Genomic DNA, 13,442 nt, shown 5'->3' on the forward strand with positions numbered 1-13,442 from the left:
CAAACATTTTGTAGACATATATAATATTTTCACTAAAAAATACTTATATTTACTACACCCATTTGTACCCTATCCCCCATACTGTTTCTATTGTATAAATATCATATTGTTTTAATTTACTTCGTATATTTTTTATATGCTCTGTAATAGTGCTTATATCACTTTCTCCATCAAATCCATATACTGACTCATATATTCTCTCTTTTGAAAATACTTGCCCTTTATTTTTTGCTAAAAATTCACATATTAGATATTCACTTTTAGTAAAATTGATTTTCTTACCATCAACTGAAACTTCTTTACCTAAAAAGTTAAATTGAACATTTGAGATAGTTAATAAATTCTTTTTTTCTCTATTTTCTCTTCTTAAATGAGCAGTTATCCTAGCCCTTAATTCTCCTACACCAAAAGGTTTGGTTATATAATCATCTGCCCCTATACCAAGACCATACATAATATCACTTTCCATATTTTTGGCTGTCAAAAATAGTATTGGACAATCAACCTTATTTCTTATAGCTTTGCACACTTCAAAACCATCAATCTTAGGCATCATTACATCTAATATTATTAGATTAAAAGAGTTAAAATTTATATCCATAGCATTCTCTACATCACTAATCACCTTTACTTCGTGACCATCTTTCTTTAATACATTTTCCATCAGCTTTAACATATCTAGCTCATCATCTATTACTAATATCTTAGACATACTAACTCCTCCATTTATATGTTTAATAACATTTTAATTCATACCTTTAATAATATATTTGCAAATTTACATCTACTATCATACTCCCATATTACAGTTTATAATAACTACTTAATATTTTACAAATAAAATATTTTAGATACAAAAACTTCTCATTTCAAACACTTTGTATTTATTTTACCTATGTTTTACTTAAATATCAAAATTTATTTAATAACTTATTATTGTAATATTCTAAATATGTAATAAAATCAATAATAAGAGAACTTATTATGAACACATCTTTAATTATTTAAATTGGAGGAAAAATTATGGACGAAAAGTTAACAAAAAGTAATTATAATGTTCCATTTGACTATGCTCGAGAAAAATTTAAGGAATTAGACCCTCATACAATTAGTAATTTAAGTAATATATCTTTCAACAGTTATTTAAGCAGGTTTACACTCAATTTTTTTGATAGACAATATATCATAGATTATCCAAGTGGAGAAGTTTGGAATGATAATGGTAGTATCTGTAGAAACTTTGAACTTAAAATTTTGATAATTAGATACTTAATCAATGCTAAAGGTATCCCTAGAACTAATAAATATGTGACTTTTAAGGAAATACCAGGAGGCAATGTTTACTATCCAAACTTTTTAAACAGAACTCTGTCTAGACTTTCAGAAGTTTTTATATCACAAATAGACAAGTATAAGTTGGTTATGGAAAATATTGGAGCTGAAAAAGTAGATATGGGAGATTTAGCCTATAAGTTTACATATATGGGTAATACATCTATGATATTTATACTTTGGTTTGGAGATGACGAATTCCCTCCAAATTCAAATATATTATTTGATTCTAACATAGTTTATTACTTTAATGCTGAAGATTTAGCAGTTGTTCCTGATACAGCTATAGATGCAATTTTGAATAAAATAAATAAATTATAATAGTATCCTTTATCTGTTAGAATTAGGTATGAACCCCAAAGATACTTTGCTTCAAGTGTGTGCTGAATTGATATTTAGTACATGGCGAGAAGATTGGCATTTAAACTATATAAACTATCTTTTTGTAAAAAAGGTAAGCCAAGTGAAGTAGCTACAACACACTATTATGAAATATTAAAAAACTAGAAAAATAACAGTTATATACAAAAATAGTGGCTTTTCATTTTTTATAGCCACTATTTTCTTTAAAAATGTTGTTCTAGAAAACATATTAAGTTAGTTACTCTACTAAACCTCACATGACTAAAGTCACAGTGTTCCTGCTTCATAGAATTTTGCATAATCAATTTGAAGACGTTTTCTTCTCCTTGCCTACCTCTAATACAATTTCATAATTTAATTTACTTTTCTTTAAATCAACTCCAGATATACTTTTAATAGTCCCAAAATCTAACATTTCATCAAATGCTTTCCTAGATAAACCTAGTTTTTCACGTAATAATATTGACACCTTTAATTGAGATGGATACTTACTTACAATACGAAGTTGTGTAAGGTCATTAATATTAATTTCTTGACCTACTATTTTATATTTTGGAATACCAGCTTCTGCTCCATTTCTATGCAAAAGTTCCACATTCATAGCATATTGCTTAACAAGATTCTCATCATTTGTATGGAATTGTTCTAGTATTTCTGGATTTAAGTTTTTTGGATTTATACGAGAATATATAGTTGAATTCCATGTTGTATCACATTTTGAACACTTATATATCAACCATATATCCAAATACTTATGTTGAGCATTAACTCTAAATAAACCTGAACAAACATATTCAGTCTTTTTTCCGCATTTTTTACAATACCTAATTACTGGTAGCTGGGAGATATATTCCACCTCCCAGATAATTTTTTGCATAATACAATTTCCTTTCTATAAAGTTACTAAACTAATAGAAAGTTATGAAAAGGTGGAATATAATCAAGTATTTTTTTCAAAACAGACCCTCCTAAACTTTTAATAAATTTTAATTTCACACATATAAAAAATTCTTAATATGTACTTTACAACTAGAGTTATTATCTTACTGTATAAGTTATTGAAATTACTTAAATTATAACATCCATTTATAATAAACTATACCTCAAACACTCTTAGTAAAAGAAAATGAGCCAGCATAATTATACTGGCTCATTTTTAACTATCTTTTCTTTTTTCTTGTAATACAATTCTTTGAATGCTTTTCAAAGATAAATAATATTTTTCTGATAAATATTGTAAATCGTACCCAATTTGGTAATCTTCATAAATCTGCATATTTCTAATTGCTAAATCTTCACGAGTAGATGTATTGCTTCCCCATTCTTTTTTATTATTTGATTTTCTAGGAATATAGATACATTCGCCATCTACATATTCTTGTATCAATTCAAGTAATTCTTCTGGTAATATATGTATTGCTTTTTTATAGCTCATTTTGCTCTCCTATTAAATAGTAATTTTTCATTAGGAATAACAAAGGGCTATTTATATATTAAATTTTACAATTGCAATAGCCCTTGCTATGCAAAAATAAAGATTAAATCAAACATAAAGTCTCAACCCTCCTTGTATGTTACAGGATACATATAATTCTATCAGCAGTATAAATAGTTGTCAATTAACATAAATTCTTTATCTAGTATTTATATTTACTTTATTTAGTATTCATATTATCTTTATTTTAGTAACTAAAGTTTTTTCATTATAAATTATATTTAAAGTTATTAATCAGCAATAAACCCGTTATTTTAATGGGTTTATTGCTGAACAAGGAACTCCAACTATACACTTTCCACAAATGTCACATCCACCTATATGAGCATATTTTTTTTCATTTATCATGCACATTTCATAACACTTATCTCTATCAAATCCGTCTTCTTTTAAAGCCTCTTTTACACATTTACCAACACATTTTTTGCAGGTATTATTATGTTTATACAAGCAGTATTCATTTTTTGGTCTTTTAGTTGGTTTTAATTCTAAACTTGTGATTATGCTTCCTACTCTTCCACAACACCCTTTTTCTGTAATAAGCATATTATTTAAGCCAAAAGTTCCAAGACCTGCTATGAATGCTACATGTCTTTGTGACCAATCGCTGACCAATCTTTCACTATCAAAATTATATGACCCAGGAATAGCATATGAATTAAATCCTAGCTTCTCTAGTTCTCCACATAAAAAACTATTTAAATTTGAAATCAATATATTAGTTTCTATGTATGCTCTTGCCCATATTTCAGAACATTCAAATCCTCCAATATTGCTATTATTTATACTTTCATCAAAAGGTATAAAATATGTAATTACAGTTTTGCCATCTTTCAAAAAATCTTTCGGCATAGCATGAGATGTTCCTACAGCACTTTTTAACTTCTGAAACATATCATCTTCGGCAGATGCATAAGCAAATAAAAGTTCTTGCCACTTTGTAGTTATATTATTTGATTTATAATAATCTTTTACAAAGTTGTTCATTAATATTTCAATCTTATTTTTCACAATATCCCCCCTATATAATTCTGTATTTCCAATTTAATGTTATTATTTTATATTATATAATAGTACTCTATATCCTGCTTATCAATTAATATTAAAATTATGTTTATAAATTAATATTAAAAAAGGTGATGTCTCAAAATAAAAATTTGAATCACTCTATAAAAACCATCTTCAAATAATCTCTTTATAAATAAAAAACATACAGACTATCTAGTCAGTATGTTTTTTTATTTATAATTATTATTTTATAAAATAGATAGAGCATCATTTAAGTCATTGATTAAATCTTCACTATTTTCAAGACCTAAGCTTATTCTTATTGTATATGGTGACACATTTAATGCTTTCGCTTGTTCTAAAGTCATTTCATTTAATATAGCTATATTTGGAGCAAATACTAAACTTTCATGACCTCCCCAACTTACGCCTATTTTGAATAAGTCTAATTTATTTATAAATTTTTTAACATCAGTTACTTCTTTTGCATCTATTTCAAAACTTAATAATGAAGTATAGTTAAGTAATTGTTTCTTTGCTAGTTCTTTCTGAGTAAAATCTTTAGATAATGGGTGATATACTTTAGTAACTGATGGATGATTGTCTAAAAATTCAACTACTTCTTTAGCATTTTTAGTATGTATTGATAATCTAGCATGTAGAGTTCTTAACCCCCTTATGACTAAAAATGCTTCAAAAGGTGATAATTTTGCACCATACAGAGCCAGTTCACTACCTCTTATTTCCTCTATATCGTTTTTGCTACCTATTATACATCCACCAACTACATCTGAATGGCCATTTAAATATTTAGATAGAGAATGAACTTCTAAATCAACCCCCATCTCTATACATCTTTGATATAATGGTGTGGCCCAAGTATTATCTATTACTGTTTTTATATTATGTTTTTTTGCCAACTCTACAATGGCTTTTATATCTTGCATTTTAAATACTGCTGTTGAAGGACACTCTAGGTATATTAAAGTCGTATTTGCCTCTATAGCATTTTCAAAATCTTCTATTTTATCACCCTCAACTATTGTATTTTCTATATTTCCTTTTATTTTTAATTCTTTTGTTATAAAGTTCATTGTAGGATTATATAAATTGTTTGAAGCTATTATATGGTCACCACTTTTTACAAAATGAAGTATAGCACTTGATATAGCACCCATTCCTGAACCAAAAGTTATACTTGCTTCAGCATTAGCCAATGTTGCTAATTTTACTTCTAGAACATCATTAGTTGGATTTTTAGTTCTTGAATAAAGATACCCATCTTTTGAACCTTCAAAATATGCCTCTATATCTTCATATGTACTTCTTGCAAATATTGATGATTGATATATGGGTGGATTTACAGCTCCGTAATTTCCATCTAAATTTTCTCCTGCATGATTTATTAATGTATCTATTTTGTATTTTTTTTTATCCATGTTTTTAATCTCCTTATAAAATGTCTTTATATCAAAGATACATTTAACATAACCTATTTTTATAGGCTATGTTAAATTATAAAATTAAAACCTTTATTACGCTACTCTACTAGATTGTTTTTTATATGTACCGATTCCTGTAATGGCTAATATTACTGCTATAATTGGCGTTCCCCAGTTCACTATAGACCACAATGCGTATTCTCCAACACCAACTCCTAATGTTTGGGTAAAGAATATTGCAGCTGGTGTCCAAGGAAATAATACTTCTAACAACGTACCTGCATCTTCCGTAGTTCTTGATAAAACTCTACGATCTATATTATTTTCATCATATTTTTCTCCAAATATACCCGCTGTTACAAAACTACATGCTATACCATTTGCAGTCATTCCTATCATTGCTATTCCTGTTAATAATGAAGAACATATTATAGCTGTTCTAGATTTAACTCTTCCAAATATAATATTTACTGTTGCTGGCATAGCATTTATACTTCCAAGTACTCCAACAACAAATAATATAGATGTTGATATTGGTAATAATTTGCCTAATTCCCAGAATCCTCCTTTTTGGAAAAATCCTAATATGTAAGCTTGTCCTTCTATAGGTTTAGCATATTCATGCCAAGTTACCATATCTAGTGAGAATCCACTATTAAGCCCTGCAAGAACATCTGCTAAAGAGAACATTTGGAAGATTACTGCAAATGAAAGTGATAAAAATCCAGCTATTGCCATTACTGGTATTGCAGGCTTTTTCATTGCTGAACCTACTAATACTATTAAAAGAGGTATAAATAGAATTATATTGAAATTGAACATCCCTGATAAATCAGATAATAATCTTGTTATCTCTGGGCTGTTTAAATTTGTATTTGTTGCTGGAAATATAAATCCACAAGCAATATATATAGCTAAAGCTATTACTGTTGCTGGACCTGTTGTCCATAGCATAGATGCAACATGATCATATAAATTTACTTTTGATGCTATTGCAGCTATATTTGTAGTATCTGATAATGGTGACATTTTATCTCCAAAATATGAACCTCCTACTATAGCCCCTGCTATAATAGCATTGTTTGCCCCTATTGCACTGCCTACTTCCATCATTACAACACCTATAGTTGCTGCTGACCCCCATGATGTTCCTGTAAATGAAGAAAATAATGCTGCTAATATTAATGCTATAGCATACACGAATTTTGGATTTATTAATTTTACTCCATAATAGACTAGCATAGGCATCAGTCCACTCATAATAAACCCTGCTATAAGTGGACCTATTACTAACAATATTATTAAACCTGGAAGAGCACCTCTTACACCGTTTAATCCACTTTCAAATACTTCTTCCCACGTCTTATTTGTTGTAGTTACTATAAAAAGTGATATTGCTGATGCTGAAATGAGCATTATTGACTCTACTGGTAAACTATATTCTGGCTTATTAGTAATCATTGGAAGTACTAGTCCACAAAATAAAACTACCATAAACAAAACTATAGCTGTAGCCTGCTTTTGAATTGTAACTTCTTTCTTCATTTCTTATTTCCTCCCATTTTTATTTAGTCATTGACTCAAATTCTGAATAACGTTTTCCTAAACCTGATTAATAAATTTAAAAACTTACATTTATATGAAATAATATATTTATATATAAATATATTATTTCATATTTTATTATAAAATCCAATTTATTCTCAAACTATTTTCTTAAACAATACTATTATTTATTCTTTATTAAATTTCTATAATAACTGCTCTAATTTATCTACTTATATAGAGTTTGTTGCTGCCATATAGTATGCTTGGCATAATCTTATTCTTTTCTTATTTTATTTAGTACAGATAATCTTCTGATATTGAAATTTTAAAATCTTTTGCTAAATCTTTGAAATTGTCTGCTGTTATTGTTTGTTTTTTTCCACCCATAGATATTACTTTTACCAATATCTCAGCTGATTTTTCTACTGTATCCATAAGACCAAATGTTAAGTCTAAAGTTTCTCCAGAGCAGAAGGTTCCATGATGAGCCCAAATTACTATATTATGCTTTTCCATTAGTTTTTGTGTAGCTTTTGCTATATCTATCCCACCTGGCACCATCCAGGGTACTATTCCAATTCCTTCTGGAAATACTACTGGACATTCTGTAGCCATCTCCCATAATTCTCTTGTAAATACTTCCCCTTTGAGCGGTAGTATAAAAGTTAATGCTATAAGATTAGTGGTATGAGAATGCATTATTACTCTATGTAATCCATTAGTTTTTTCTTTTTTTATAGAATGACTCATTAAGTGAGATGGAAATTCACTTGTTGGTTTAGCCTTATCTAAGCCCCAAACTATTGCATAATTTTCACCTTTTTCGTCTATTTTAACAATCCCTACATTTTGAACAATATCTATAGAAATATTTCTCATGAACTTACCACTTCCTGTAACTAAAAAGTATTCATCAGCTAAATTTTTTACTGTTACACCAATTGGAATATATTCTACTTCTTCTTTTATAAATTCTTTAACTTCAAATACTTCTTCAGATATTAATCTATATGTTATATTCCCACCATTACGCTCATGCCATCCCTTTAACCAAGCATCATGAGTTATTTTCATAAAATCCTTAATAAAATTCATTTCCATTATAGACATATATTCTACCTACTTTCTATTTAATAATTCTGTTAATTCGTATTCTTTTACTACTTCTATCCAATCTTCTTTAACAGCAACATTATTAATTTTACAATAATAGTTCCATATATCTCCCATAGGATATGTTTTAAACTCTTCCATTATAGCTAATCTCTCTGTAAAACTTCCTTCATCTTGTAAACGTCTTAATTCTTCATGAGGCATTAACATAGCTGATAGTAATGCTTTTATCATATTTCTAGTTCCAATTACCCACGCTGCTATGCGATTTATACTTGCATCAAAGAAATCTAAACCTATTATTACTTTATCTAAGGCATCATTTCTTACTATTTCTTTGGCTATTTCCTTTAATTCATCATCTAATATAACTACATGGTCACTATCCCAACGTACTGGACGACTTACATGAAGCGCAACTTTGTCAGAAAATAATAGCATTGATGATAACTTATCTGAAACAAGCTCTGTTGGATGATAGTGTCCTGTATCTAATAATGAAATTATATTGTTCTTACTAGCAAAGTTTAAGTAAAACTCATTTGAGCCAACTGTGTAAGATTCTACACCTAATCCAAATACTTTTGATTCAACACAATCTAAGTTATATTCTCTGTTTATCTCAACCTTTAATATTTCTTCTAAAGATTCTTTTAGACGCCTTCTTGGTCCTAATCTATCACTTGGTATATCTTTATATCCATCTGGTATCCATATATTTGTTAAACAAGTTTGACCAAGTTCTTTTCCAAAGTATTCTCCTATTTTTCTAGAAGCTATACAATGATTTATCCAAAATTCACGTATTTCTATATCAGGATGTGATAAAGTTAATCCATCACTTGATTTTGGGTGTGAGAATATTGTTGGATTAAAATCTAATCCCAAGCCCCTTTCTTTAGCCCATTTTACCCAATTTTCAAAATGCTCTGGTTTTAATTCATCTCTATCTACAAAACTTCCACTAGTTTCTGCATATATAGCATGTAAATTAACCTTATGTTTTCCTGGTATTAAACTTAGTGCCTTATCTAAATCTTGTCTTAGTTCCTGAGGATTTCTAGCTTTTCCAATATAATTTCCTGTAGATGCAATTCCTCCTGATAATTTTTGTTGATTTGCTTCAAACCCTGTTACATCATCACCTTGCCAACAATGAATAGATATTTTGACCTTTGATAAATCTCTTAATACTTCATCTACATTTATTCCCCATTTTTCATATTCTTTTTTAGCTATTTCATACTTTTGCTTTAATTCCATTATTTATCTCCTTTTACAGATTAATTATATTGAATTATATCAAATGAATTTCCTATTATATCTCTAGCCTGTTCTAAATTTTTTAACTCATTCTTAGCAATTAGCTGACATACTATATTTCCTAATGCTGTAGCTTCAACAGGTCCTGCTAATACTTTTTTTCCACTTCCTTTCGATATAAGTTCATTTAATAACTCGTTTTGACATCCTCCACCAAATACACTTACAGTTTCTAATTTTTCACCTGTGATTTCTTCTATTTCATTTATAGACTTGTTATAACTTTTTGCCAGACTATTAAAAATACAATATGCTACCTCTCCAACTGTTTGTGGCTCTGTTTGATTAGTTTCTATACAATATTTTTTTATTTCTTGTACCATATTTTCAGGTTTTAAAAATCTATCATCATTTACATCTACTACAGATTTAAATCCTTTAGATAGTCTTGCATATTCTACTAATTCTTCAAAAGAGTGCTTATTCTTATAACACCTTCTAGCTTCTTGTATCATCCATAGCCCCATTATATTTTTTAAAAATCTATATCTATATTCATAGCCACCTTCATTGGTAAAATTATATTTTAAAGCTTCTAATTTACACTCTGGTTTTTCTAACTCCACTCCTAATAAAGACCATGTTCCTGAACTCAGTAAAATACTTCTATCTTTTGCTGGAATGGCTATAAAAGCTGACCCTGTGTCATGAGTAGCTGGCAAAATAACTTCTAAATCATATCCTAACTCTTCTACTAATTCTTTTTTTAAACTACCTAGTATTGTTTTTGGGGGGGTTATTTTACTAAATAATTTCTTATTAAACCCAAGTCTAGTTATTATTTCTTCATCCCAATTATTGGTTGTGGCATTTACTAATTGTGTAGTTGTAGCATTCGTATATTCTGCAACTTTTTTTCCAGTTAATAAAAAGTTAAAATAGTCAGGAATCATTAGAAAACTTTTTGCCCTTTTTAATAATTCAGGTTGTTGTTTTTTTATTGCTAACAATTGATATATACTATTGAACTTTTGAAATTGTATTCCTGTTTTTAGATATAGTTCATTTTTATCAACTATTTTAAAGACTTCTTCCATCATTCCATCAGTTCTTTTATCTCTGTATGATACACAATTTCCTACTACAGTATCTTTTTCATCAAGCAAAACAAAATCTACAGCCCATGTATCTATAGCCATACTTACTGGAATTTTATCTATTTCTATACATTTTTTTATTCCATTTTTTATTTCAAAAAATAATCTCGATATATCCCAACAAAAATATCCATCTTTTTCAATTAGATTATTTTCAAACCTATAGACTTCTTCTATTTCTAATTTTCCTTTATTTATACAAGAGATAATATGTCTTCCACTAGATGCCCCTATGTCGATTGCTAAATAGTATCTCAAGACTTCTCCTCCTTAACTTTATTTATTAATTGAATTATACAAGAGGTTAGTATATGTATTTAATATCTAAATTTGTTCTATTTATTGACCTAATTTGCAATATAATCTTATTATTAATAATAACTTATTCAGATATATTCTCTTAAAAGCTATTAATATCAGTAGTTCCAATAATGAAAAAAGAATCTATAAAATAGATTCTTTTTTCATTATTGGCTATTTTTTATATTTTCTTTGTACTCTTTTGGTGTAAATCCATACCTATTCTTAAATATCTTATAAAAATAAGTTAAATTTTCATAACCTACACTCTCTATAATTTCAGCTATTGATAAATTGGTAGACAAGAGTAATTCACATGCTTTACTTAATCTTTTTTCTTGTACTAAATCCTTAAAAGTATAACCAAGATGTTTTTTTACTAATTTACTTATCTTATAGTCACTTTGCTTCAGATTGCTTGCAACTTCAGTTAAACTACCTTTTTTATAATCTCTATCAACATATTTTAGTACTTCTATAATTATCATTTTCTCATAATTATCTACTGCATGATTTTCTACATCTTCAGAATTTTTAACCAATTCTACCAATAGTAATCCTACTAACAATTTAATTTTTACTTTACTAATCACACTTGGTTCATACAATTCTATTACAATGTTTTCTATTATATCCTGAATCTCTTTTTTATCAGATACTTTAAAGTATAAGTACTCTCCCATGTCGTAATTAGTATATAGTGTAGTCATTAGAAAGTTCACTATACTGTTATCATTTTCTAACAATGATATAATATAATTAAAAAATTCTGGTTTTATAATGAAATTAATTATTATATCTTCTTCATCACTAGCTTCTATTTCATGAATAACATGTTGATTTAAAAATATTAACTCTCCTTGTTTTAAATTAATTCTATATTCATCTATAGTTTGTACTAATTTTCCTTTATAAACATAATTAAATTCTATATAATTATGTTTATGTTTTGGAAACTGTATAAATCTTGTGTGTTTTCTTATATGTATCAATTCCCCTATATTCAATAGTTTATTGCTATCTATTATAAATTGAGAATTGTCAGTATAAATGCTTTTATCTATTCTATAATTACCTTCTAGTATATTCTTTTCTTCTTCTGTTATTTCGCTTAACATATTATGAATATATCTTTTCACAACTTACCTCCCTCAATAAAAGATTTGATTTTATAAGGTATATTTGTGGAGTCATTCCATATAATTCCTTAAATTTTTTATAAAAAAAAGTCTGATTATTATATCCAACTTCAATAGATATATCTTCTATGTTCATATCTGTATTTTTTAATAATGTTACTGCTTTTTTAATTATTTGTTCATGAATAATATTCTTGAATGATTTACCAGTTGTTTTTTTTATTAAAGTACTTAAATAATTTGGATGGAAATGAAATTCTTTAGCAACTTCTCCTAATGTTATTTTTTTATAATTTTCTTCTATATATATCAATATTTTTGAAATCTTATCTTTATTTAATACAATTTTTTCTCCACTCACAATTTGAGTATATGAACCACTATACACATAAACTAATTCTATAAAATTATGCTTATGTCTAGGTATATCTACAAATCTATGATGTTTGGATATCATAATATCTTCATCTGGAGAAAATATATTTTTATCTACTAGTATTATAGTCTCATCTATTTCTTCCCAACACAAAATAGTGTGCAGTATAGACATTATTTTTTTATTATCTAATTTTTTTGAATTATTGGTGCCAATAGATTCTAGTATGTAACTTTCTGTTGTTGTTTTTTGTTTAAGTATGTATTCTAGTGTCTCATCCTTCATATATGACCTCCTAATATTATGACAAACTTTATTATATTTTAATTATATTATAAATATTCTTCATTTAATTGTATAATATTAGTTTTTGATAGTAATCTTATTACATTCTGTTATTAAAAAACACTTTTTTTTAATCTAAAATACACTTGTAGGTAAATACTCAAATTTTAGGAGGAATTTTATATGAATAATACGCGTAAGTGCTTTAAGATGAAACTTTTTAAAGGATTTGAAAATGAATATAAAAAGCGTCATGATGAATTATGGCCTGAAATGATAGACATGATTCATAAATATGGAGGTAGTAATTATTCTATATTTTTAGATGAAGAAACTAATTATTTATATGGATATATAGAACTTAAAGATGAGAAACTTTGGGATAAAAGTGTAGAAACAGCAATCTGTAAAAAGTGGTGGGCTTATATGACTGATATAATGGAAACTAATGAAGATAATAGTCCGGTATCTATAGAACTTCAACCTATGTTTTATTTAAAATAATATATATAATTAATTCAATATTAATAGCAGATACAAGTTTAAATATATTTTTATCATTTCAATAATAAAAAAGAAACTTATCTCTATATTTGAGACAGCCTCTTCTTATAAGCTTTC

General features: G+C 27.3%; 13 protein-coding genes. 2 read left to right on the top strand and 11 right to left on the bottom strand.

Annotation, left to right across the window (positions count from 1 at the left end; all coding sequences use genetic code 11):
* Positions 1–52: 52 nt before the first annotated feature.
* On the bottom strand, positions 53–712 hold the full coding sequence (gene cprR, locus JJC02_16325) for a two-component system response regulator CprR (GenBank protein ID UDN54415.1): 660 nt from the start codon (positions 710–712) through the stop codon (positions 53–55).
* Between the two features lie 311 nt (positions 713–1,023).
* Between cprR and JJC02_16330 the strand changes: the two genes are divergently transcribed.
* Positions 1,024–1,653 carry a DUF3786 domain-containing protein gene (locus JJC02_16330; protein UDN54416.1) on the top strand — a complete coding sequence of 210 codons (630 nt, stop codon included), beginning with the start codon at positions 1,024–1,026 and terminating at the stop codon, positions 1,651–1,653.
* 343 nt (positions 1,654–1,996) lie between these two features.
* Here JJC02_16330 and JJC02_16335 read toward each other — a convergent pair whose 3' ends face one another.
* From JJC02_16335 to JJC02_16380, 10 genes are all read right to left on the bottom strand, one after another.
* Entirely contained in the window at positions 1,997–2,572 is a 576-nt protein-coding gene (locus JJC02_16335; protein UDN54417.1) for a DUF1062 domain-containing protein, read from the bottom strand.
* A gap of 279 nt (positions 2,573–2,851) precedes the next feature.
* Positions 2,852–3,130, bottom strand: a complete 279-nt coding sequence (locus JJC02_16340) for a hypothetical protein (GenBank protein ID UDN54418.1) — start codon at positions 3,128–3,130, stop codon at positions 2,852–2,854.
* 309 nt (positions 3,131–3,439) lie between these two features.
* The gene (locus JJC02_16345) at positions 3,440–4,201 is read right to left on the bottom strand and encodes an epoxyqueuosine reductase (protein ID UDN54419.1); all 762 of its coding nucleotides are present in this window, start codon (positions 4,199–4,201) and stop codon (positions 3,440–3,442) included.
* Positions 4,202–4,446: 245 nt separating this feature from the next.
* Complete coding sequence (locus tag JJC02_16350; protein ID UDN54420.1) at positions 4,447–5,637, bottom strand: PLP-dependent transferase; 1,191 nt, start codon at positions 5,635–5,637, stop codon at positions 4,447–4,449.
* A 96-nt stretch (positions 5,638–5,733) separates the two neighbouring features.
* A complete protein-coding gene (locus tag JJC02_16355; protein UDN54421.1) occupies positions 5,734–7,185 on the bottom strand; it encodes a sodium:proton antiporter in 1,452 nt (483 codons plus the stop codon).
* Between the two features lie 297 nt (positions 7,186–7,482).
* Positions 7,483–8,298, bottom strand: a complete 816-nt coding sequence (rhaD, locus tag JJC02_16360) for a rhamnulose-1-phosphate aldolase (GenBank protein UDN54422.1) — start codon at positions 8,296–8,298, stop codon at positions 7,483–7,485.
* Positions 8,299–8,307: 9 nt separating this feature from the next.
* Positions 8,308–9,564 carry an L-rhamnose isomerase gene (gene rhaA, locus JJC02_16365; GenBank protein ID UDN54423.1) on the bottom strand — a complete coding sequence of 419 codons (1,257 nt, stop codon included), beginning with the start codon at positions 9,562–9,564 and terminating at the stop codon, positions 8,308–8,310.
* 20 nt (positions 9,565–9,584) lie between these two features.
* Entirely contained in the window at positions 9,585–10,979 is a 1,395-nt protein-coding gene (gene rhaB, locus JJC02_16370; GenBank protein UDN54424.1) for a rhamnulokinase, read from the bottom strand.
* Positions 10,980–11,188: 209 nt separating this feature from the next.
* Positions 11,189–12,160 (bottom strand): helix-turn-helix domain-containing protein, encoded by a 972-nt coding sequence (locus tag JJC02_16375; protein ID UDN54425.1) that lies wholly within the window; start codon positions 12,158–12,160, stop codon positions 11,189–11,191.
* A complete protein-coding gene (locus JJC02_16380; protein UDN56446.1) occupies positions 12,141–12,617 on the bottom strand; it encodes an AraC family transcriptional regulator in 477 nt (158 codons plus the stop codon). The genes JJC02_16375 and JJC02_16380 overlap by 20 nt, the downstream gene beginning before the upstream one ends.
* 387 nt (positions 12,618–13,004) lie before the next feature.
* Here JJC02_16380 and rhaM point away from each other — a divergent pair, with 387 nt between their 5' ends.
* The gene (rhaM, locus tag JJC02_16385) at positions 13,005–13,325 is read left to right on the top strand and encodes an L-rhamnose mutarotase (protein UDN54426.1); all 321 of its coding nucleotides are present in this window, start codon (positions 13,005–13,007) and stop codon (positions 13,323–13,325) included.
* Positions 13,326–13,442 lie beyond the last annotated feature (117 nt).

The organism is Clostridioides sp. ES-S-0054-01 (assembly GCA_021561035.1).
In the GTDB taxonomy this organism is placed as follows: Bacteria; Bacillota; Clostridia; order Peptostreptococcales; family Peptostreptococcaceae; genus Clostridioides.